At 38.6% G+C, this 22565-nt stretch carries 26 protein-coding genes and 1 pseudogene; 13 read left to right on the plus strand and 14 right to left on the minus strand.

Features of this window, described 5'->3' with window-relative positions; genetic code table 11:
• A pseudogene (locus tag WIW89_RS06015) lies at window positions 1–361 on the plus strand (spermidine synthase); the annotation flags it as partial.
• A 1-nt stretch (window position 362) separates the two neighbouring features.
• On the opposite strand, the gene WIW89_RS06020 reads toward WIW89_RS06015, so the two are convergent.
• Entirely contained in the window at window positions 363–803 is a 441-nt protein-coding gene (locus WIW89_RS06020) for a GNAT family N-acetyltransferase (RefSeq protein ID WP_337701860.1), read from the minus strand.
• Between the two features lie 148 nt (window positions 804–951).
• On the opposite strand from WIW89_RS06020, the gene WIW89_RS06025 reads away from it, so the two are divergent.
• A complete protein-coding gene (locus tag WIW89_RS06025) occupies window positions 952–2355 on the plus strand; it encodes an MFS transporter (RefSeq protein WP_337720104.1) in 1404 nt (467 codons plus the stop codon).
• Window positions 2356–2357: 2 nt separating this feature from the next.
• On the opposite strand, the gene WIW89_RS06030 is transcribed toward WIW89_RS06025, so the two are convergent.
• Complete coding sequence (locus tag WIW89_RS06030) at window positions 2358–4037, minus strand: thermopsin family protease (RefSeq protein WP_337720105.1); 1680 nt, start codon at window positions 4035–4037, stop codon at window positions 2358–2360.
• A 97-nt stretch (window positions 4038–4134) separates the two neighbouring features.
• Window positions 4135–4329 (minus strand): hypothetical protein, encoded by a 195-nt coding sequence (locus tag WIW89_RS06035; RefSeq protein ID WP_337720106.1) that lies wholly within the window; start codon window positions 4327–4329, stop codon window positions 4135–4137.
• A 138-nt stretch (window positions 4330–4467) separates the two neighbouring features.
• Here WIW89_RS06035 and WIW89_RS06040 point away from each other — a divergent pair, with 138 nt between their 5' ends.
• Complete coding sequence (locus WIW89_RS06040; protein WP_337709809.1) at window positions 4468–5028, plus strand: hypothetical protein; 561 nt, start codon at window positions 4468–4470, stop codon at window positions 5026–5028.
• Here WIW89_RS06040 and WIW89_RS06045 read toward each other — a convergent pair.
• Both WIW89_RS06045 and WIW89_RS06050 read right to left on the minus strand, forming a co-directional pair.
• Window positions 5021–5482, minus strand: coding sequence for a CoA-binding protein (locus WIW89_RS06045; protein WP_337720123.1), 462 nt, complete (start codon window positions 5480–5482; stop codon window positions 5021–5023). The two genes, WIW89_RS06040 and WIW89_RS06045, sit on opposite strands and share 8 nt — an antisense overlap.
• Window positions 5483–5536: 54 nt before the next feature.
• Window positions 5537–5995, minus strand: coding sequence for a hypothetical protein (locus tag WIW89_RS06050; RefSeq protein ID WP_337720107.1), 459 nt, complete (start codon window positions 5993–5995; stop codon window positions 5537–5539).
• A 37-nt stretch (window positions 5996–6032) separates the two neighbouring features.
• Between WIW89_RS06050 and WIW89_RS06055 the strand changes: the two genes are divergently transcribed.
• The 5 genes from WIW89_RS06055 to WIW89_RS06075 all read left to right on the plus strand — a co-directional run bounded on the left by WIW89_RS06055 (window position 6033) and on the right by WIW89_RS06075 (window position 10439).
• Window positions 6033–6740, plus strand: a complete 708-nt coding sequence (locus tag WIW89_RS06055; protein WP_337720108.1) for a MoaD family protein — start codon at window positions 6033–6035, stop codon at window positions 6738–6740.
• A complete protein-coding gene (gene thiD, locus WIW89_RS06060) occupies window positions 6718–8067 on the plus strand; it encodes a bifunctional hydroxymethylpyrimidine kinase/phosphomethylpyrimidine kinase (RefSeq protein ID WP_337720109.1) in 1350 nt (449 codons plus the stop codon). The genes WIW89_RS06055 and thiD overlap by 23 nt, the downstream gene beginning before the upstream one ends.
• A 5-nt stretch (window positions 8068–8072) precedes the next feature.
• Window positions 8073–8609, plus strand: a complete 537-nt coding sequence (locus WIW89_RS06065; protein WP_443296298.1) for an HD domain-containing protein — start codon at window positions 8073–8075, stop codon at window positions 8607–8609.
• 27 nt (window positions 8610–8636) lie between these two features.
• Window positions 8637–9155, plus strand: a complete 519-nt coding sequence (gene ppa, locus WIW89_RS06070) for an inorganic diphosphatase (RefSeq protein WP_337720111.1) — start codon at window positions 8637–8639, stop codon at window positions 9153–9155.
• Between the two features lie 102 nt (window positions 9156–9257).
• Window positions 9258–10439, plus strand: a complete 1182-nt coding sequence (locus WIW89_RS06075) for a glycosyltransferase (RefSeq protein ID WP_337720112.1) — start codon at window positions 9258–9260, stop codon at window positions 10437–10439.
• On the opposite strand, the gene WIW89_RS06080 is transcribed toward WIW89_RS06075, so the two are convergent.
• The 8 genes from WIW89_RS06080 to WIW89_RS06115 all read right to left on the minus strand — a co-directional run bounded on the left by WIW89_RS06080 (window position 10420) and on the right by WIW89_RS06115 (window position 17590).
• The gene (locus tag WIW89_RS06080) at window positions 10420–12156 is read right to left on the minus strand and encodes a type II/IV secretion system ATPase subunit (RefSeq protein WP_337720114.1); all 1737 of its coding nucleotides are present in this window, start codon (window positions 12154–12156) and stop codon (window positions 10420–10422) included. The genes WIW89_RS06075 and WIW89_RS06080 overlap by 20 nt on opposite strands.
• 34 nt (window positions 12157–12190) lie before the next feature.
• Window positions 12191–14086 carry a type II secretion system F family protein gene (locus tag WIW89_RS06085; RefSeq protein ID WP_337720115.1) on the minus strand — a complete coding sequence of 632 codons (1896 nt, stop codon included), beginning with the start codon at window positions 14084–14086 and terminating at the stop codon, window positions 12191–12193.
• Between the two features lie 96 nt (window positions 14087–14182).
• Entirely contained in the window at window positions 14183–14401 is a 219-nt protein-coding gene (locus WIW89_RS06090) for a hypothetical protein (RefSeq protein WP_337720116.1), read from the minus strand.
• 132 nt (window positions 14402–14533) lie between these two features.
• Window positions 14534–15610: a TGS domain-containing protein gene (locus WIW89_RS06095; protein WP_337720117.1), complete on the minus strand. Its 1077-nt coding sequence runs from the start codon at window positions 15608–15610 to the stop codon at window positions 14534–14536.
• Window positions 15600–16232, minus strand: a complete 633-nt coding sequence (gene rnhB / locus WIW89_RS06100) for a ribonuclease HII (protein WP_337701887.1) — start codon at window positions 16230–16232, stop codon at window positions 15600–15602. The genes WIW89_RS06095 and rnhB overlap by 11 nt, the downstream gene beginning before the upstream one ends.
• Window positions 16229–16939 carry a 60S ribosomal export protein NMD3 gene (locus tag WIW89_RS06105; RefSeq protein ID WP_337720118.1) on the minus strand — a complete coding sequence of 237 codons (711 nt, stop codon included), beginning with the start codon at window positions 16937–16939 and terminating at the stop codon, window positions 16229–16231. The genes rnhB and WIW89_RS06105 overlap by 4 nt, the downstream gene beginning before the upstream one ends.
• Before the next feature lies 1 nt (window position 16940).
• Window positions 16941–17240: a DUF424 domain-containing protein gene (locus WIW89_RS06110; RefSeq protein ID WP_337701891.1), complete on the minus strand. Its 300-nt coding sequence runs from the start codon at window positions 17238–17240 to the stop codon at window positions 16941–16943.
• A complete protein-coding gene (locus WIW89_RS06115; protein ID WP_337701986.1) occupies window positions 17237–17590 on the minus strand; it encodes a translation initiation factor IF-2 subunit beta in 354 nt (117 codons plus the stop codon). Before WIW89_RS06115 ends, WIW89_RS06110 begins: the two co-directional genes overlap by 4 nt.
• A 177-nt stretch (window positions 17591–17767) precedes the next feature.
• On the opposite strand from WIW89_RS06115, the gene WIW89_RS06120 reads away from it, so the two are divergent.
• The 5 genes from WIW89_RS06120 (at window position 17768) to WIW89_RS06140 (ending at window position 21946) form a co-directional block, all read left to right on the plus strand.
• Window positions 17768–18991, plus strand: coding sequence for a tRNA (N(6)-L-threonylcarbamoyladenosine(37)-C(2))-methylthiotransferase (locus tag WIW89_RS06120; protein ID WP_337701893.1), 1224 nt, complete (start codon window positions 17768–17770; stop codon window positions 18989–18991).
• Between the two features lie 81 nt (window positions 18992–19072).
• On the plus strand, window positions 19073–20260 hold the full coding sequence (locus WIW89_RS06125) for a thiolase family protein (protein WP_337720119.1): 1188 nt from the start codon (window positions 19073–19075) through the stop codon (window positions 20258–20260).
• 43 nt (window positions 20261–20303) lie between these two features.
• Entirely contained in the window at window positions 20304–20630 is a 327-nt protein-coding gene (locus WIW89_RS06130) for a translation initiation factor aIF-1A (RefSeq protein ID WP_337720120.1), read from the plus strand.
• Between the two features lie 4 nt (window positions 20631–20634).
• A complete protein-coding gene (locus tag WIW89_RS06135) occupies window positions 20635–21426 on the plus strand; it encodes a serine protein kinase RIO (protein WP_337720121.1) in 792 nt (263 codons plus the stop codon).
• Window positions 21404–21946, plus strand: coding sequence for an RNA-processing protein (locus WIW89_RS06140; protein ID WP_443296299.1), 543 nt, complete (start codon window positions 21404–21406; stop codon window positions 21944–21946). Before WIW89_RS06135 ends, WIW89_RS06140 begins: the two co-directional genes overlap by 23 nt.
• On the opposite strand, the gene WIW89_RS06145 is transcribed toward WIW89_RS06140, so the two are convergent.
• Window positions 21920–22456: a hypothetical protein gene (locus tag WIW89_RS06145; RefSeq protein ID WP_337720124.1), complete on the minus strand. Its 537-nt coding sequence runs from the start codon at window positions 22454–22456 to the stop codon at window positions 21920–21922. The two genes, WIW89_RS06140 and WIW89_RS06145, sit on opposite strands and share 27 nt — an antisense overlap.
• Window positions 22457–22565 lie beyond the last annotated feature (109 nt).

A 22565-nucleotide genomic window follows, 5' to 3' on the forward strand; every position in this document is an offset into this window, starting at 1 on the left:
AGAGGTGAAGAAGTTAGTAAAGGACGTTATGGTAACTCAGGGCACTTCTCCGTATCAATCTCCTCATTCGTTTTCAAGGCTTGTAAAGACGTTGAGGGAAATATATAACTACGTGTCTGTGGGTTTATCTTTTGTCCCTTCCTTTGATACTGTGTGGGCTTTTATCTTCTGTTCAGACAAGGTCAATGTCAGTAAGTTAAACGTAAAGAACAGACTTAACAGAGTAATGGGTGAATTGAGGTATTACGATGAAATAACTCACAAGAACATGTTTCTTTTACCTAAGGACGTTAGAAAACTCATAGATAGTGAAAAAACTGTAGTGACTTTGTCAAATCCTATTAACATTCGGGAAGGTTGACTTACTTTCTCTTTATTTCGTCACAGCTGGAGTGTCCTAATTCTTTACATAATATTAGGTCATCTTCCGTAGCGTCTAGTAATTCTATAATAAATTTCTGTACCTTTTCTTTCTTTATTATTTTGTAGCCCAGAGAAGAAAACATTCTGACAGCTGCTATATTCCAACTTCTCGTAGAAGCTACAACTAGTGAAAGCCCTTTAGCCTTGAAATATTCCTCAGCTCTTCTCACCATGTCTTTTCCGATTCCTTTGCCTCTATATCCCGGCAGAACTCCCAAATAGAATATAGCACCTATGTTCTTTCTTCTCTTTAATTCTGCAAACCCTACTTCTTTTCCATTTACTTTAGCAACGAGGACTTTAGAGCAATTTACGTTTTTTAATGCATAGTATTTATCGAATGTAGAAAGAGACTTACTTATTAATTCATCTATATCCATATTCCCGATGCCTTATCTTCAGTTGATAATGTGTGATAATCAGTTAATAAAAATTACCTTTGTAATCTGTTCATAAGGCTCAGTTATAAGGTCCAACATAAGACACTCTCTGACAATCTTTTATATTCGTTCGGCTATGAACTATTCTATGCGACAAAATCTTGTTCTTACAATTATAGTTCTAGGTACATTAATGGCTTCTGTAGATACTACTATAGTTCTTTTAGCCTTGCCTACTATTACAGTCGACTTAAAAACGAACCTTTACACTTCCGTATGGGTACTTTTGTCTTATTTGCTAGTCCAAGCAGTCATCTCGACGCAAGCAGGAAGAATAGGAGACATATTCGGAAGGTCGAAAATATATAATTTGGGTTTTGCCCTTTTCACCGTAGCTTCAGCGCTTTGCGGTCTATCCACTAGTATAGACCTACTTATATTTTTCAGAGTGATTCAAGCCTTGGGAGGAAGTTTGATATCCTCTAACGGAACTGCCTTGATTGCAGATCTCTTTTCTCCTAGCAGCAGGGGTAGAGCTTATGGTCTAACTGCTTTGGGTTGGAATATTGGTGCTTTAATCGGTATAGTGCTTGGAGGGATTTTAACCACACTATTGGGTTGGCAATATATATTTTATATTAATGTTCCCATAGGTATTTTCGCTATACTTGTAGGGCTTAGGGAGATTAAGGACGTGAACCCTACAAGGAGTAAGCTTGACGTGACCGGTAGCGGTATTCTAGCTCTAATCCTTTTCTTCATATCTTATGGACTGGTCACTATAGCAGGCGTAGGTGTAAATCCTACCGATCTGCTCTATGTGATCCTAGGCTTAGCTCTTCTACCTTTATTTGTATTTAATGAAATGAGGGTGGAAAAACCGATAATAAACTTAAAGTTACTAAAGATCAGGTTATTAAGCCTCTCTTTATATGCCTTATTCTTCCAAGGGATAGGAGGTCTCTCTCTAACTTTCCTACTCATCATGTACCTTCAAGGGGTTAAGGGTCTTTCACCTTTATATGCCTCCCTTGTTCTAGTTCCGGGGTACATAGTAGCCAGTGTTCTTTCAACTATTGTAGGTAAGAGAACTGAGAGGACTAAACCTGGGTTATTAGCCTCCTTAGGATTACTGGGTACATTAGCCTCGCTTATTTTATACTTTGTATTACTCACTCCTTATTCCTCACCTTACCTAGTATCAGCTATATCTACAGTTACGGGGATAGGTTCTTCCCTATTTTGGCCTTCAAATAACACTGCAATTATGTTTAGTGCGCCTAAAGAATATTATGGAAGTGTATCAGGGTTAGCAAGGACTTTTTCCAGTATAGGCACTGTATTGAGTTATGTGATAAGTATAACTGTAGCCTCTCTGTCCATCCCCAGATATGTAGCGTTTGAAATATTCCTCGGTACTAGTTCATTGGATAAAAAAACTATGGTATTTTTCACAGAGGGTCTTCACTTTGCATTTCTAGTATCATCTCTTTTCATCCTCATATCCCTAGTACTTTCAGCTCTCACAATATTCATTAAAGTAAAGAACTAACTTCATAGAATTTTTCTAATTCTATGCCAGAAGATTAATACTAACACTACCGAGGCTGATATCAACGCCAGTAAGGAGATAAGCGCTATATTCGGGCTTAAGACTAGTCTTTCAATAATATATTGGTTTACAACTACAGTGCCTCCTACAGGGACATTATAGGTTCCTTCCCATTCTCCTTCGTAGAACAAAGGAATATACGCGTTAAGAGTAACCAGTTGACCGTTCTTTGCCCAATAGGTAACATTAAAGTTCCCATAGTCTAAGGACACTTCATACTCCAGCTGATAAGGAGGCAGTACGTTTAACGGAGAGGATACATTAATAATGTTTTTTCCTACTAGTTCAAATCTCTCATGAGGTGTTTCGTATATATACTGTGGTAACTGTAAGACAGTACCTTTCTGATACCAATTCATAATTGTTGTACCGTTAGGGTAAGTTATCCTGACTAAATATTCAGAGACGTAATAAGTTGAAGTATTTATTATTGGCGGTGTTGAGTTAGTCACTAATATTTGGACGTTTTTTTGTAAAACTAGAATTTCGTTATTGCTAATATTTATTATCCTCGGTAACGTTACAGTAGTGTTCACGGGTAGGTTGTAGGTAATTGCTGAAGAGTTAGGGTAGACGATCGTGACCATTACTTTCTCGTCATAATATAATAATATATCGAAAGTTTGGAATGTACTGTTGTTAGGGATTATGTAAGTTTGTCCTATAACTTTTTCCAGATATAAGTACATGTTACTGCTAATTCCCAGAACGTTAGGTATAGTTATATTGTAAGGCTTGTCGATATAGAAATCTTTACTTTGATATATGCCCAATCTGTTTATTATAAAACTCTCGTTCACAAAAGTTAAGGGTGGTATAGGAGGATTGTAGTTACTGGTTATTAGACCGTAACTCGGACTACCTGTCGTTACTTCTACGTTTCCGTCTGGCTCAAGGATTGTAATTAAGTCTTCAGCCGAACCCGTGGCGTTCATCCCGAAGTTAAAGACTGAAGGAAAGGGCTTAAGTCCGCTCTGGTTATAAAATAACCCAAGTTCAGAGTTCAAGGAAGTGAAGTTTGTAACACTGTTAAATCCCCCGAAGACGAGTTCAACGTTTTCCTTTGTGGGAAAATTTACAGTGAAAAGAGCCCTACCGTGTATAGTTGAAACAATAGCAGTTCTAACTTCAGGTGATAAAAACCTACTGCCGTTTTGTATTATTACGTACTGATATTTAACTATAGTGAAGGTTTGGTTGTAGATCAAAGATATGATTAAATACCCTGCTAAGGGTAACGAAAAATGTAATAAGGTCGTGTTAAATTTCTGATTACCGTTATAATAGCATCCTATGAAAAAGGTATCATTAAGCGTATTAAATACCAGTTCTTCTTGTAACCAATTCACGGCCATTGAGTTATTAACTGTCCCTCCTAGTTGTAACGTAGCGTAATAAGGTTCAGGGGAGTTTGGATTGAAAGAATTAATAGAAGATATATTGAAGTAACCTATTATTTGGTTTGTAGTTATTGTATATGTAGAATTAGCACCTTTAGAGTAGATTCCATAAGAGGCTAAACCTATAGGTTTAGGAGAAATTTGTGCTTGTGGAGTTATTGCAGGTGTTGGAACAGCAGTTATAATGGTTAAAACCAATAAAAATAAGATAAATCTCCGCATCGATATATTTGTATAATACCTTTAAATAAAACTTCTCTTAAGCTCGGTTAACTTGAATAAAAATTAGTTTTCTACTAACCATAACTGATTATTTAACCTATTCATACTCATTCTGGTCAGGGGCTAAGGTCAAAGAACTGCTTAGAACACCAAGAATCATTAAGAGCATTCCAAGATAGAGCGGGAATTCAGGTGACGCGATTTTTACTATTCCCATGAGTCCTCCCGCGAATAGGAAAGCACCTATACCTACTACTGCACTACAACTACAGAACCTTATGCCTTTTCTCATTTTTCCTCATATATTAATTAAGTTTAACTAGTTTATAAATTTACGCTTTTAGCTAAATCAATAAATAAAAGGAAAATTATCAAAGTTTATAATAAAATGCAAGTCAAGTTTAAATCGATTATTAGTCTATATAATAATGTGAAAATCATAGTTTTTAAGTCTCTGACCTCGATAAATGGGGAGTGTCATATAATACCCAGAGTAAAGGTCTTCGAAAAAGATGCGGAGTTGTTAGCTTATCCTTTGAACGTTCAAGGAGAAATCTACTATATTTTTCCTTTAGTATCCTTAAAACTCCTAAAAGAGAGGTCTGAAAGATTAGGGCTTAGTGAGTTGGCAATGAGAATTAACGTGCTAACTAGGGATACGATTGAAAGAGGTACATGTATATGTGATAATGAGGTCAGTATCACTGTCATGGGTGTAAAGTTACATGAACGCATACCTCTCACAGACTCCGAGATATTCTTCTACGGTCCTGAAAGTGCTATAGAAAAGAAAAAGGAGGAAGTACTGTCTTCGATAAAATATCTAAAAAAAGTGTTGAAACTTGAGGCATGGGAACACGTAACAATTGTTGGCAATGAGATTTTCTCAGATTGTAAGGAATTGGAACTACCTCCTTTAACTTTATTCCAATTATACGTTAACGATGAGTTCAACTTAGACGACAAGTCCTTTAAGGTTTTACTTAGCTAACAACTTGACTTACAGGTGGAGGATGAGGATTTCCCTCGATCTTTTTCATATACTCCTTGTACATGCATCTATCCTGAATTACTATGAGCCCCGCTTTTCTTGCTTTTTCCGCAGCATCATCGTTCCTTATCCCCTCTTGTAACCATATTACCTTCACGTCACCTTTCCTCTTAACTCTCTCTAGGACTTCATCTATAATTCTAGGAACGTCTTGAGAGGGTCTGAAAACCTCAACTACTTCTATTTTATCTGGGATATCTAGTAAGCTTTTATAACTCTTCCTACCCAAAATTTCATCTACTGTGGGATTAACGGGGATCACGTTATAGCCCTTGGACATCAAAAACTTTGGTACTTGATGTGAAGGTTTAGAAGGGTCTTTGGAAAAGCCCACTGTGGCAATGTTCTTGTAATTTCTCAACACGCCTTCAATTACCTGCTCCTCTGAACTTATATCAATCACCCTAGAGATTATTTGATTTTAGGTTATTAAGCAAAATCATGTAATCTATTTTATTAATTCATACCTTCGTGATACGTGATTATAATAAATCAAACCAGATCTACGTAAGAAAGAGAATAAAGGTAAAAGCCTTTTCGGAATATTAGTTTCAACGTTTTCCTCGAACTTTTCAAATAACGCAATAAGTAAGTCTATGGTATCTTTAAAAGTCACTAATATCCTTCCTTCATCTAAGGGCAAAACAAACAACGACGGGTGGAGGTTTTTGTTAATTCCATGCCCCTCAAGTATCACGAATCCCTTTTCGAGGACTTGTTCACATAAAGAGTTTTCCGTTAGTTTCTTGTCACTAGATCCAACGCTTTTAATAACTTGTCTTAACATGCTCTCGATATCGTTCAGTCTTCTCAGTATTTCAACGTCACTCTTTGAGTATTTCTCTTCTATAATTTTTCTCCTATTGCTTTCATTACCAAGTAGATAATTTAAAAACTCGTCATCCACAATTTAACCTTAAAGATTAAAAAGAGGAAGGGGAGAGATGAAAGTTACGGTTAGATATTTCGCTTTTCTATTAGATTTCACCGGTAAAGAGTACGAAATAGTGGAAACAGATTGCAAAACCGTGGAATGTCTCATCTCAGAGTTAGAGGCGAAATACGGTAAGGAATTCGGAAAAATAGTCAGAGAAGGACTAGGAAATATAAAAATCTCGATCTTAGTCAACGGTAAGAAACAAGAAGAAATCAATAACGGTGATGAGGTGGCAATCTTTCCCCCGCCTGCTGGAGGGGAACTGAGGATAGGTGGGAGGTTGGATATACTAGAGGAAATAAGGAAGTTCAGAGAGGAGGCGGGAGAAGAAGTAGGTTCAATGGTAATCTATTTGGGTATTGTTAAAGGAGTTGTAGAAGGGCATAAGGTATACAAGTTAAAGTACCAAGCTTATGAGGATTACACGAAAAAAAGGTTCGAGGAAATAATCTCCTCTCTTAAGGAGAAATATAAGGACCTTGTGAAGATTAAGATAATTCACGTAATTGATGAATTAAAGCCTGGTGATGACGTGTTCTTAGTCATGGCCTTAGGGAGAGGGAGGAAAGAAGCAATTAGAGCTGTAGAGGATGCCGTTGAAATGGTAAAGCACTCGACTGGTATATGGAAACTTGAGGTAAGAGACGACGGAGAGTTCTGGGTAGTTGCTGGTAATACAAGGGTGAAGAGGAATGATAAAGCCGGTAGCGCTTAGTATTGCTGGCTTTGACAGCGGTAACGGTGCTGGAGTAGAGACGGACATCAAGGTTTATGAAATCATGGGTGTTCACGGAGTAGGGGTAACCACAGCGATTACGTCCCAAAACACCCTCGGTATCTCTCACGTTTTTCCCATACCTTCTGAAGTTGTCAAGAGGCAATTAGAGGTATTGCTTTCTGACTTCGAAGTCAAGTCTGCGAAACTGGGGATGGTTTATACTAAAGAACAATTTAACGTGGTAGTTGAGTTGTTAGCGGACAAAATTCCGTTAGTAACAGATCCCGTGATATACGCAAAAGACGGCACTCCCTTAATAAAAGACATCGAGGATTATAAAAAGGTCATATTACCGAGAACAACAGTCTTGACACCTAATGCTGTTGAGGCTTCGATTCTGTCTGGAGTTAAGGTTATGGGAATTAATGATGCTGAAAAAGCTTGTAAAGAGCTCTCGAGGCAGTACAACATCCCGTATGTCATAGTGAAGGGTGGCCACATAGAAGGAGAGTATAGTATAGACGTCCTTTACGACGGCGAGAAAGATCAGTACTTCAAAATAGGTTACAAGAGAATAGTTTATAACAAGAACACTCATGGGACAGGTAGTGTTTTCGCTACGGCAATTTCAGCCGGGTTAGCAAAAGGAAAAGACGTTGTTTTCTCTTTCAGATCCGCTAGAGAGCTACTCCAAAAGGCTATATATTACGGGCTTAATATCGGAAAGGGTATAGGTCCCGTTGATCCGATTACTCCCGCACTTGTAAAGTCTATGAAGTTCGAGGTAATTGAAGAAATGCATAAATTTGCCTACGAAGTTAAACAATGGAAGAACTTTTATAAGTTAATCCCCGAAGTACAATCTAACTTAGCCCATTCAATAGATCCTGATTTCGTAACTGGCTTAGAGGATATAGCGGTGTTCAGGGATAGGTTAGTTAGAAACTGGGACAATAAAGTGAAAGTTGGCTTACCCGTAGTGTTCGGTAAACCTACCCATACGGCAAGGCTTTTATTATCGATCATGAAGTTCAAGAAGGACGCCAGAGTTTTAATTAACATCAAGTTCACAGACGAGGTAGTAAGACTTCTCAAGGAGATAGGATATGAGGTTATTGAAGTAAACAGGGAGCTAGAGCCCAACCCCCAAATAGAGGGTAAAAGCATGGAATGGTTGGTTAATCATGTTTACATGACTTACGGAGATGTCCCTAATGTGATATTCGACCGAGGTGTTAAGGGTAAAGAGGCGATGATAAGGCTTTGGACTAGTTCAGTAGAAGAAATATTAAGTGCGCTAAAATATTTAAGTGATAGGCTATGACGGACATAGATCTAGAAAGAATACTTTCAGGAGGAAAGAATTTAGTCAGGACTGGATGGATGCAGAGGGGAGTTCCACCATCAGTGGGTGAGACCGTAGCACAACACAGTTGGGAGGCAGGAATATTGGCTTACTACATATCTAAAAAGCTGAAAGAGAAAGGAGTCAATGTGTCGCCAGAGAAAGCGGTAGCAATAGCAGTGTTTCACGACATAGGGGAGAGCCTTTTAGGCGATCTACCTAAATGGGCTACTGATAGACTTCCTCAAAAGGAGGAAATTGAGAAGGAAGCAATTAAACAGTTAGGTCTTGGAGAGGAGCTTTTCGAGGAGTATAAAAACAGGTCTTTGGAGGGACAAATAGCGAAGTTGAGCGAGATGTTAGCTACTTATCTTCAAGCTAAGAGGTACTTGAGACAAGGTTATGATGTCAAGGAAATTATGGAGACCTATTTCAGTGTATTACAAGAGATGAAGAGAAGAAGTCCTTTCAATTTAATAGAAAATCAGATAGATTTTCTAATAAATGATTTAATTAAGTAGCTCCCTTATTTTTAATAGGGAGAAATTATGAAAATGGGTCCAGGTAAAAAAGCACCTGATGAAGTAAACGTAGTAATAGAAATACCAATGGGTTCAAGTATAAAATACGAATACGACGAAGAGGAAGACGTAGTAAAGGTAGACAGAGTTCTTTATACGTCTATGATGTACCCGTTCAATTACGGTTTCGTACCCGGTACTCTAGAGGAGGATGGAGACCCTATAGACGTATTAGTGATAACGTCATATCCTATACTGCCTGGTACTGTTATTGAAGCTAGACCTGTGGGGATTCTTTACATGAGGGATGAGGAGGGAGAAGATGCAAAGATCATTGCAGTTCCAAAGGACAAAATAGACCCGAGCTATTCGAACATAAGAGATATAATCGACTTGCCTGAGGCTGTAAAGAACAAGATCGTACACTTCTTCGAGCACTATAAAGAGCTGGAGCCAGGTAAATGGGTAAAAGTTTCCGGTTGGGGATCTACAAACGAAGCCAAGGCTAGAATAAATGCTGCAATTAAAAGGGCTTCAGGAAAATGAATAATGTGGTTTTTTATCCCTGATTCTTTCCTCATAATTATTATTTTACTCCTATCATTTATCCCAGCTTTATGGAACCTTTTACAAGTCTATTATTACAGAGTGGGTTTGAAAGCTACTAGTGATATAAAACCACAAGGTAGAGGAGAAAAGTTCTTTTCCGTAATAATTGCGGTAAAAGGAGAAGACAGAGAGACTATAAAAGGACTGATTGATAATTTGTCCTCTTTAGATTATCGAAATTATGAAGTGATTATAGTCTCAGATGACGATGAGACTCACTTTAAGCAAATATTTGGTGATTTCACCCTGCCTAAAAACTTCAGAATCTTCAGAAGGGATAATCCTAAAGGGGGTAAGGCTGGAGCGCTAAATTTCGCTTGTAGTAAAGGAATAGGCGATTATTTTGTTTTTCTTGACGCAGATGCGAGAGTAGATAAGGAATTCTTGAAGAGGTTAAACAAAAAGGATTTTAATGCTGCAGCCTTTAAAATTTCAATATACGGAGTTGAGACAGAGTTACAGAAGTATTATAGGGACTTCACAGACAAGGTCATGATATCTCTGTTTAGGGGTAGGAGTTCATTAGGATTACCGATTTTTCCCAACGGTTCTGCTTTCTCCATAAAGAGAGATACGTTGTGGAATGTGGGTATGTGGAAGGAGGGCGTAATAGCAGAGGATTTAGAACTCGGAATAAGGCTTTTCCTTAAAGGAGTAAAGGTCGAGTACTTCCACGATATAACAGTCTTATCAAAAGCCCCTTATACTTTACACGACCTCTTCAAACAGATCGAGAGGTGGTCTTACGGTTCCTCGCAAATACTCTTATTGTCTTTAAAGATGTTAGGGAAAGGATTTAAGGGAGTTGAGGGGTTCATCTATGCTCAGCAGTGGGGAATCTATCCCTTGTTTTTATTAACTTTGCTGTTCTTCAACGGAATAGAATTTCTACTTGGAATAAACCAATCAATCCTCTTATTACCGCTAATCATTTACGGAGTATCTACAGCGGCTTATGCCTTATCTTTAGGTCAGAAGGAGGGAGATTTTAGCATTGTAGTAACTATAATAAATGCTTCAACTTCAGGATATTGGAAAGGACTTCTGAAAATCCCGTATAAGTGGAGGGTTACTCCGAAACAGAGAAGAGAGGAAGAAAGTCAAAAATCTTCATTTAAAGAATTGTCAATTTTCTTGTTCAGTTTCATCAACTCCCTATATGGATATTGGTTGTCTAGCCTGATTCTATTGGGACTGGCGATTATGGAGTCACTTGCTTAGCACCGGACATCACTTGTACTTCTCTCATGGCCTCTTCTGGTCTTAGAGAGTATTTAATTATATACTTCTTTAGTAGCTTATAGCTATCCCTACTTTGTATTATCTGCCTTGTGCTTGCCAACATCTTCAAGTAAGTAGCTCTCCTTTCGATTTCAGCTTTCACATCATCAAAGTTCTTTCCACTTTCCTCTACTCTAGCCCTTAATACCATAGCAGCGTTGTAGTCAATTATATGTGTGTCTGTATTAGGATCCCATCTTACGCTTTGCCTTAGGTCGTTGTACGACACTATTTCATTTATTGCGACAGCTCTTCTTCTTAAGAGTATCTTATCGCCTACATATACTGGTAATCTCCTTACAGTTACAATTATGTTCATCATTGGTATCCACTCGGAAGGAATATTTAGCGGTTCGTTCATCAACCTCTTTACTGCGCTTTCAGCGTCGTAGGCATGGAATGTTGTAGCTCCACCGTGTCCAGTAGATATAGCTTGGAACAATACATATGCTTCCTCACCTCTGATCTCACCGACTACTATTATATCAGGCCTATATCTCAGGGATAACTTTAGTAGATCCATTAATGTTATTTCTTTTCCTAAACCTCCGTAAGCAGGTCTTGCATATAATTGTACCCAGTTATCTTGTGCCAGTCTAATCTCGGGGATATCCTCTATAGACACTATCTTCATCGACTCTTTGGCTAAGTTCAGGATAGCGTTCATTACGGTGGTCTTACCAGCTCCGGTTACTCCTATGACCATGAATGACAGCTTCATATCTATAGCATACCATAAGTATGCTGCAGCCTCTGGTGAAAGGACTTTGCTATTTATTAAGTCCAATATTGTGATCGGACTCTCGGAGAACCTCCTTATAACGAAGGAAGAACCGTTAGCCGATACTTCTCTCCTAAAAGTTGCTGCAATTCTATCTCCTATAGGTAATATACCGTCAGCTATAGGTGTTGCTACTGAAATGGTCTTATTAGCTAAAGATATGAATCTTAAGACTAGTTCGTCAATAAGTTGTTCACCGTCGATTATCCTGCCGAACATGTTCATTTGCTTCGTAATTATTATGTTTGTTGGAGTATACTCGAATTGTCGGTGGTATACGTAAATGGGTAGATTAAGTCCACTAGAGGAGATATCCTCAACATTATGATCTAATAGTAAGGGCGTAAGTATATTGTAACCGAACATGTTTCTGAGCAAATAATAGAGCGCTACCTTAAACGGTGTTGATAATACGTTTAGTTCTCCTACTTTACCTTGGAATACCTTTAGTTCTGGTCTCTTAGCATTAAGGTCTACTAAGATTTTCCCTAAAGGCACGTGGTCTGCATCAGATAGTAAGCTCCTTTCCACTTCGTCGATTAGCAAGAGGTATAAATTGAACGTGTTGACGTCCATCAAAGGTTCGATCAAGTTGTATTTGTATATTCCCTTTTCCTCGTCATAAGTTATGAAGACGTTTGGTTTTGCTATCGAGAGTTCGATTCTGTTCTGGCTAAAGTCGTTTGCTATTTGCTCTGGAATTATATTGGATAAGTCGATGTCATACTGAGAATAAACCTCTCCCTCAATGCTTTGTACCGGTATAAATAACGGGTAAAGTGAGAAGGGAAGATCTAAGTCGTCTATTTTAGGGGTGATTTTTTTGTTCCCGCTGGAAAATTTAGGTAATTTTAACTTTAATTTTTGTGAACTCATTATCATATATTAACTTCCTCTTCTATATAAGCTTTCATAATGTTGGAGTTTGATTCGATATAAATGAGAAGTGCAGCAGTAGGGTCATTAAGAGTAGCAACATTGTTATTGTCATGAGAATGATAGAGTGTTTGTAACCGTTGGCTATTCTACCTCTAGCCAATTTTCCAACTAATAGGCCTGCTAGCATAGAGTTAAACACAGAGGATAAAGCAGTCATATATATTGCTCTCGGAACTAAAGTAGTGGCTACTGCTAGAGGTCCGTATGTGAAAGCATAACCACCAGTACTTATCAGGGATAATATGGCACTTGACAATATTACTGAGGTAATTAAGGCTAGAATTGAACCTATGTAGGGCATGTATAATAATACCTTTATCTTAGAGTAATATTCATTTCTAATTCTTATTTGTGAATCAAGCTGATCGGCTAATATCTCTACCGATTCTGGCGTTAAACTTCCTATTTCCACCATGTCGGCTAAGGAGTTAAACGCTACCTGTGTGGGGAAGTCTACTATTGTCTGAGATGCCTTCCTAAATGCGTCCTTCACGGGCATACCTAACTTTATATAAGCATAAAGTCTCTTCAAAATGCCCTGTAATTTACCCATCTCTTTATTGTCCTTCAAGTTCTTAATAATAGTCTCTGGGGATAAACCGGCTCTGACTCCTTCACTAATGGCCCTGAGAAGTCTCACTACGTAGATATCATAGCCTGTGCCTTCGTTCAGTTCCCTCTGTGCCATTATAGTAGGCGGTATCATTGCTATTATGAATCCAAGTGTTAATCCTATCACGGTTGCAGGAACGTAATACGTCGTCCCACTCAGTGTGAACATTCCAATTATCAAATATTGGGGAGCCACGGGTGGATAGTGGAAAATTCTTGACATTAACGGCTCTAGAATTATCATTAAAACAATACCTAAGATAAATCCAACGGGAAACAGCTCTAAGAATAATTTATCTGCTTTCAAAGGTTTCTCTGGGAATTTAAATTGAATTGAATCAACTGCAAATATGAAAAGTACGTTAACCATTGGGACAAATATTACTACTAAAATACCGATGATAGGTAGTGGTAGTAACTGAAGTAACGTAAATACTGACTCTAGAATTAGAATAAGATATATGGTTATGAAACCTGAAGCTAACCACGTTACATATCCTTCCCCCACACCTGATAATCTGTCAGCAGCTACAGCAGCGAGTAACTCAATTTTCTTTATAATATCCTTAACCTTAGTAGTCATAGTCTCGTAAACGGGCGCCCCACTAACTACAGCTGTTATGTATGTAGTCATTAGCTCCTCGTAGAGCTTTGAGGGTACAATTCTAATTGAGCTGTCAACAGCTCTTTCCACACTCTCTCCTAGATAGTTCATCCTTTTTACGATGTATTTGGAAACTCCATTAATGTAAGTAAAAGCTCTGGTCTTGCTAAGGTTTTCAAACAATATCTTTGGTGATAAGCCAGATCTAAGGAATACCAAGAACAATGCTGCAAATGCAGGTGTTTCAGCTTCTATACCTATTCTTCTACTATCGATCTTCTGCGAAATATTAAGGTTAAACAAAAGGTAGGTTACTGGCGGAATTATAACGCCGAATATGAAGCTCATTATTCCGAGTACTGCGAACTTACGATCACCAGTTAGCACAAAGTCTCTGATAGAAATTACGCCTGCAACTAAAAGAACTATCATAAATATTATAGAAATTGTTAGAAAGAATATTAATCTCGAAGCTAAGATCTGAGGGTCATCGGGTAGCCCAGCTTTTTCAAGCTTCTTTCCTAATGATTTGGCAAAGAATTTGGCAAAGGATGATTTATAAAACATTAAGTCGATAGCACTATAATTAGGTTTAGAAGGTGAGTTCGAGTTATTTTTATTAGTTTTTTTTCTTCCGATTGAAATTGCCATTAAGATAATTTAGACTATGTGTGAAATATAAACCTTTATAGATGGTTTACAACATAGTAGGGGTCGGACTTTCATCGATGTTTCATGAATTTGTATTCAACCTCTCGTCCTCATTCCCCTTGTCCGGCTCCCCATGCCGTCTACGGGAGCGGTAGTTGAACCACTCCCTTCAAGGACATAGGGAGCCTCATCGAACCCATCCTCCCCCTCACATTGCTCATCGAGTTCACTGTAGGGCTCTCTTCTACATTTTGGTATGTAACTACAAAATTTATAAACTTCACGAGAAGAGTTAGGAATGTTAAATAATATCATAAGACATAAAATTCACGGTTTATCTAGAACTTTTGTCGACGGCAAAGTGATAAGTGACGTTATAGAAGTTTATCCATTATATTTCACGAGATATATCTTAGTTATACTTCCTTGGGCTTCAGTGTCTCTCTGTCAAGTATGTATCTCCACTATATCTCCGTCATCCAATATGTGATCCGCACCTACTTTTTGTCCAGGGAATTTTGCAGATTTCCCCCAAATCTTCGCATATTTGAACTGTTCAGCAAATTCATTATGGAGCTTTCTTGCAACATCGATAACAGTAGACCCTCTCTTCACTACTAGGGGTTCACCGGATGGCTTAGATCCAGGCTCTTTGGTGTAAACTCTTATAACGTCTAAGGCTCTAAATATGCTTTCTTTTAACTTCTCTAAGTCTTTCCATTTCACCACTATTGTATCTGGGTCTGAAAATTCCTCTAAAGTCACTGTCACTGACGGTTTATAGATAGTAGTCTGAAATACTTCTCTTTCTACATCATCAAGTGTTACTTCACCGAAGATTTTTACTAGAGCATTCTTTATGCCGAAACTCTCTAAGTACCTTCTAATTTCATCCTCTGTGGTATTAACAAGTTTGCCCATTGGGACAATCCTTATTCCAGTATTACCTTGCCTCGCCCTATCTATTACTATCTTGCCTTTAGGTTTACGTAATGTCACACCGTTAGAATCGAGATACGCTTTTATGTTATCGAACATTGTCTTATCTCTGACAACTATCAGTAATTCATCGGCGTTCTTAGCTAAACCGAGTATTCGTCCTATCAAGCTTCTTGCCTCGAATATTAATGGAGGCGTGTTAACCAACTGGATCTGAACATCTAAATACTTCATCATACCCGGAACGGGTAATTCTTCTGGATCGTTCTTCACATTAGTCAGTTTTCTCATTAGTTCGTTCTTTAATTGGTTATCGCCTATCATTACAACTTGTCCGGCTCCCTCTTTCTCGATAAAAAATTGTAGGCCTCTCCCGACAGAGGAGGACTTCCTCCTTTCTAGCTGGGCTTCCTCCTTAAGCTCGGCGAGTCGTCTTTTAGCCCAATAAACTAGGTTTTCAGTACCTTTGTGTTTTGGGACTGCACTTAGGAAATCTTGTAAAGCTTTAATTTTCTCTTCTGTAGTCTTAGCATCCATGTATTTAATCCACTTAGCTTTAGCCTCAGCCGGTAAGTTAGTAACCATGTTTACTAATATAATAATTAGGTGCTATCTCTTGTAAAATTTTCCACGACCTTCTTATGATCGGAGGCGGGGTTGAGGAAACAGAGTAAACTTGTTTAATCCAATCTACCGTTTTATCATCTCCCGGGTAACCGCTGCCAAAATCACCGTATTTTTGTTTGAGGATATCAACGTATTTATCCCGTATCACTTTGGCTACAATACTTGCTGCGCTACATTCCGGGTATAATACGTCAGCATTATGTATAACATTAGGCTCAGCTCCTATCTCTTTAATGAACCTAATAACTCTTTCCTCTTTTCCTACTTTATCAACTGTAACTCTGCCAGGCTTGAAAGGGAGGGCGGATTGAATTATTTTTATGACGCTGTCATATGTTAATTCGTTTAGGTTCTTCGCATCTATATCCTCGGGAAAGACCTTGACTATTGTCACGCTTAAACTATAATATAGAATTAACTTAAATAGTTCTTCTCTCTTCTCCCTCTTCAGCTTTTTACTATCTTTAACTCCTAATTTTGCTAAGAGCTCTGCCTTATCTTCTTCTATCACAACACCGGCTACTATCATCGGTCCTATTAGTGAGCCCCTACCAGCCTCGTCTACTCCTAGAAGGATCATATTCTTACTGAAATCACAAGCTTAGCAAACTTTTTACCGTTTTTTATTGTCTCGTCCTGATAAGTCTCGATCACTTTTACGTCTTTAACACTTGAAGTAAAAGCTGAGACGACTCTCCTCGCTACGCTTTTCTTAATAAAATAATAGTCTACGCCTTCTTTACCTTCAGCTATGTCCGATAGGTTTTCAATTGCCTCACGATCAAAGAATGACTCAAAAACGTTCTTCTTCTCAGGTGATAAACTTCCCTCAGTTTTACTTCTCAATTGAATAATTGCTTCATAATATTTTGACTTCTTCTTTATACAATCAGGGCAAACTACCTTATCTACTTTAAGGCTTACAGTCTTTATAACTCTAAATTCTTTTCCCTTTATTCTTCCCTTGAATTCTACATCTACAAAGGAGTGACCGTTAGGGTCTGAATACTGATTAGCAATACTGTAGTTAAACTCCTCGATGTTGGGATCGAGCTTTGTTCTTTTGCTCATCTCTCTGTATATCACTGACTCCACTGGTGAAACTGTTAAGTCTCGGTGCTTAATCCACCTACCCTCAGCCCATTCCGAACCGCAGATCTTGCAGATTTTTCCCTTAATCTCTCTCGGCGTATCTACGAGTTCTTTGGTTTCTAGATAACAGTCAATGCAGAGGGGACCGATCAGTTCAACATTTTCCCTACCGCATTTAACGCAGAACCTTGTCATCTTACATGTTATAAACTTGAGCGAATTTAACTCCTTCTATTTCCAATACTCCTTCCTTGGCAACATACCCTCTCTTTATAGCTTCATCTACGATCTCCTTACCTACCAAACTTACCACGTTAGCTTCATCGAACAATGTAAAAACGTAGTCTAAGCTGACTTCTTCCCCCGCATAAAACTCCTTATTTATCTCTAGCGATATATCTCCTTTCTTGAATATTTTTCCCAATAGTTCAGGTTCACATACGTTAACAAAAACATAACCTTGTTCCCTTATCACGTTTAAAAGAACTTTTCTCATATGGGTTTCACCGGTGTTTGAGCTCCACATGCGAGACAAGAGATATACCATATTTTCTTATCCGTCTTCAACACGGTGTCTAAGCTCTTACAAGTACTACATTGCACATAACTCCTCAAAAACCTGTCCATCAACGCGTTTATTACCGATGAAGTGAACTTACCCTGAATTACAAGTTGTCCGTTTTCATTGACTGAACCTGGAGCACCTAACTCCTTGAGTAAGTACCTCATACATATCTTATTATCCCTCCTGATCCTATCGCAGTACTCCGCAAAGTTTTTAATAATAGTAGTAGCTCCGATGTGAAGGATCACTAAACTAGGTAGAGTCTGCCCTCCCACTTTCATATCTTTTTCGGGTAGCTTCTTATACAATCTGTCTAGTAAAGCCTCATATTGTTTATCCGTTTGTTGTGAGTCCACAAGTAATCTTAAGAATTCGAAGGTTTATATTACTTGTGATTTACAGTGAAGGTTTATATTGAAACCTACGGGTGTGCACTGAATAAAGGAGATAGTTACATAATGATGACTTTACTAAGAGAGAACGGACACGAGATAGTGAAAGAACTTGATGAGGCAGACACAATTATCCTAAACACTTGTGCTGTTAGGCTTGAGACTGAGGAGAGAATGAAGCAGAGGATTAAGGAACTTAAAAAGCTGAACAAGAAGCTTATAGTAGCCGGGTGTTTTGCGGGAGCAGAACCAGCAGCGGTGATTTCATTAGCTCCAGAGGCGTCATTAATAGGTCCTCAATCAGTCGAGAAGGTAGTAGAGGTAGTAGAGTCCGACGAGAAGAAGATAATTTTGGAGGGAGAAAAACCGTTATTTACACCCAAGGTTTTCGAGGGTAAAATCGCTATAATTCCTATAGCTGACGGATGTGCTGGAGACTGTAACTTCTGTATAACTAAGTTGGCTAGAAGAAAATTGAGGAGTTATCCTCCACATCTCGTAGTTGGTGCAGTAGAAGAGGCTGTAAGGAAAGGAGCAGTAGAGATAGAACTGACAGCCCAAGATTCCGCTGCTTACGGTTTAGATTTAGGAGGAATTAAGCTCTCGGATTTGGTGAACAAAGTAGTAGACGTAGAAGGTGACTTTATGATAAGGATAGGTATGATGACTCCAGAGCTAGCAATGAGGGACTTAGACGGTTTAATAGAGGTCTTGAAGAACAAGAAGGTCTTTAAGTTCGTTCACTTACCAGTGCAAAGCGGTGACAATAACGTATTGAAGTTAATGAACAGGAAGTACACAGTAGAAGAATACAAAGAGATGGTGAATGAGATTAGGAAGAAAATACCTATAGTTAATATAACTACAGACATTATAATTGGTCACCCTGGGGAAGACGAAGAGGCATTTAAGAACACGTTAGAACTCATGAAAGAGTTAAAGTTTGAGAGAATTCATTTAGCAATGTACTCAATAAGACCTAATACCAGAAGTGCTTCAATGAAACAAGTTCCGGATCCAATTAAGAAGATCAGAATGCAAATTGCAAATAAACTTTATGAAGAATTAGCTCGCGAGGTACACAGTGAGTATGTGGGTTCAGTATCTAAAGTTATCACTACGGAACTAGGCAGGAAAGGGTCTGTTATAGGTAGGACTTTAAACTATATTCCCGTGGTGATAAGTGATAAAGTTGAATTGGGTAAATGGGTAGACGTAGAAATTACGGAAGCGTCCTTCTTTGACTTACGAGGAAGGCTAGTGGGTCTCCCTATTCAGGCAACTCATTAAACGATGTTGGCTAATTATTCTAAACTTCACAATAAGTTAAGTTTTAAAAAATTTAAACTACTTTAAACATAATGTTTGTATATGCCAGACGTTTACATTGTCTCGGCTGTAAGGACTCCTATAGGTAAGTTCGGAGGAGCTTATAAGGACGTTCCTCCGGTTGACTTAGGAGCCGTAGTAATAAAAGAAGCGTTAAAAAGAGCTGGAGTAGAACCAAATAAAGTAGACATAACAATAATGGGCAATATACTGAGAGCAGGTCATGGTCAAGACCTAGCAAGACAGGCTGCGGTAAAGGCTGGTGTTCCTATGGAAATAGAAGGGTATTGTGTAGATATGGTATGCTCTTCGGGAATGATAAGCACTATTAACGCTTCACAGATGATCAAGAGCGGAGATACTGATATTGTTGTGGCAGGAGGAATGGAGAGCATGAGTCAAGCAATGCTAGCAGTTAAGAGTGATGCGAGGTGGGGCGTAAAAATGCTTCTGGGCAAGCAGTTGTCATTCATCGACACTATGTTAATGGACGGGTTAACAGACCCCTTTAACATGAAATTGATGGGTCAAGAAGCGGATATGGTAGCTAAGTCTCATAATTTCACAAGGAGGGAATTAGACGAAATAGCTTACGAGAGTCACAAAAGGGCTGCAATGGCTACAGACAAAGGTTATTTCAAGGACGAGATAGTAAAGGTGACAATTGACGGTAAGGAAATTACCCAAGACGAAGGTATAAGGAGAGATACGTCTATAGAAAAGTTATCCCAATTGAAACCGGCATTTACTCCTGACGGTGTTCACACGGCAGGAAATTCCTCTCAAATAAGCGATGGTGCAGCTGCACTCGTTCTTATGAGTGAGAAAGCAGTAAAGGAATATAAGGTAGAGCCGTTAGCTAAGATTATAGGATACAGTTGGGTAGGTATAGAGAGCTGGAGGTTTACTGAGGCACCAGTGTTTGCCGTGAAGAAGCTTTTACAGAAACTTAATATGGATATCTCTCAATTCGATTATTTCGAGAATAACGAGGCTTTTGCCGTAAATAATGCTTTATACAATAGATACCTGGGCGTTCCTTATGATAGGTTGAACGTATTCGGTGGGGCTATAGCGTTAGGTCATCCTATAGGGGCCAGCGGTGCAAGGATTATTACTACGCTAATTAACGTGTTATCCAAGATGGGTGGTAAAAGAGGTATAGCGAGTATATGCCACGGGACTGGTGGTTCCACAGCAATTGCAATCGAGCTTTTAAGACCTCTATAACTTTAAAGCTTATGCCGTAAATGATATGGTGGTGATTAACTGATTGACTAAAAAGAAGTCAGCATCGCCACAGCCTACAAGAGAAGTTCCAAAGCCTGAAGAAGGAGAGGTCTTATGTGTAGTTAAGAAAATGTTAGGAGCGGAACACATTCAAGTGGTATGCTTGGACGGGAAGGAAAGGTTAGCAAGGATCCCTGGTAAGATGAAGAAAAAAATGTGGATAAGAGAAAGTGATGTAGTTTTAGCAGCTCCTTGGGACTTCCAACCTAGTAAGTGCGATATAGTTTACCGCTATGAGGAGAGCGAAGTGAGGAAGTTGATTGAGGAAAAAGTAGTCAGTGCTGAGATAATCGAGCAATTGAGAGGATAACAGTTTGATTAATGGAAAGAAGAGGAAGGAAGAAAAGAGGATAAAGGATGAGGATCTTTTTAAAGTCGTAGATTCAACGATTGATTCTCGTACTTATCTCTCCCTTATTCAGATCGCAAGGAGATTAGACATAAAGGAGTATTACGGGGCTATATCATCAGGAAAAGAGGCAAAGGTTTACCCAGCTTTAACAAGAGACGGTAAGTGGTATGCAGTAAAGATATATTACGTTAGCACCGCTGCAAGTAAGAGGGCTTTGGAGAAGTACACCTTAGGAGACCCCCGCTTTAAGGACGTTAACATAAAGACCACGTTTCAGCTTATTGAAATCTGGGCTAGGAAGGAATACAAGAACTTAGCAAGGCTAAGCGAAGCTGGAGTGTCAGCTCCTAAGCCAATCTTTGTTTTCCGAAATATCTTGGTTATGGAATTCATAGGTGAGGAAGGAGTAAGGGCCCCCCTCCTAAAAGAGATTCCCGAGGAAGGCATAACTGAAGAATTATATAATGCGATTATTGCAGAGGTAGAGAAAATGGTGAATCTTGCTCACCTAGTTCACGGAGACCTTAGTGAGTATAATATTATGGTATGGGATAACAGACCTTATATAATAGATGTTAGCCAATCCGTTGACATTGAGCATCCGAATGCTCTTGAATTATTACAAAGGGATCTAGAAAATATAAACAGATTTTTTGAAGACCACGGTGTTAACGTGGAGCCAGTGGAGGATATATTAGGTAGACTAGAGATAAGTAATGTGAAAGGCAATGATGTATACGACAGTTCCGGATGATAAGTTACCTTTGATCAAACAGTTAATACCAAAGTTGGAGGAAATAAGTAACTCGACCATAGAACTTGACGAAAAGACTAAATCGATAAAAGTCACGCCCAAGCAGGGAAATGCATATGACGCTATGAAGGTTAGGTCAGTGATAAACGCGATAGGTTTAGGGTTTTCTGTTGACGATTCTATGAAACTTATGTCAGATGATTACACGTTAGAAATTATAGAACTTAAAGACTTCTCTAACGGGCCGGACTCCCTAAGAAGGATTAAAGGGAGGATTATAGGAGAAAAGGGAAAGGCTAAAAAGATAATCCATGAGTACACGGGTGTTCAAATCCTAGTTGGAGATCATATAGTGGCCCTTTTGGGGAATGTGGAACAAATGTCTGTTGCTAAGAGGGCTATTGAAATGTTACTTGAAGGTAAGGAGCATAGTACAGTTTATAAATTTCTAGATGAAGCCGAAAGGGCTCTATCCTTCTTGTCATCGAAAGGATTAAAAGAAAGACTTGATAAATTCTAAACTATCTATGCTGTATTTACTGGAGTAACTTTTTATTACTTTATTATAGTTTGAGAGAATAAGTTTCGTCTTCTCACTACTCATTAAGTTCTTCAGCCCTTCTACATCCCCTCTGTATGCGTACTGAAAGAAGTGTAAAAGTATTTTTTTTGGTTCACTGAGTATCTCCTCCGTGTTAAACAATTGGGGAGTAGGTTTCATTACTAAAGTGAGGTGAGTTCCCTCGAGCATTGCTATCATAGCCAACTTATAAGCAGAATACTCTCTAGTGGGAGACTTCTTTGATGCCTTCACCTCGATATAGTATTTGTTACCTGATTTCTCAGCCTCAATATCATGAGTAGGCAAATCCACGTATCTAACGTTGGTGAAGCTCATATCTTCTAGGACTTTTATCGCCCTTAACTCCATAGCGAAACCTAGAATTATACCCTTCGCCTTATCCAAAGCGTAGTCTATTTCTTCATCAGTTAAGCCGTATTTTTCCTTTAACTCTTCAATGGTCTTCACAGTATATATAGTGAATTTCATTAAATAAAAGACTTCAAAGAACGTTTTTAGATTTTTTCTATGATTAACACTTTAATTTTATCCCACCCAACCTCTTTTTACCGTCAGT

The sequence above is a fragment of the Stygiolobus sp. CP850M genome (assembly GCF_037389425.1).
Lineage (GTDB): Archaea > Thermoproteota > Thermoprotei_A > Sulfolobales > Sulfolobaceae > Stygiolobus.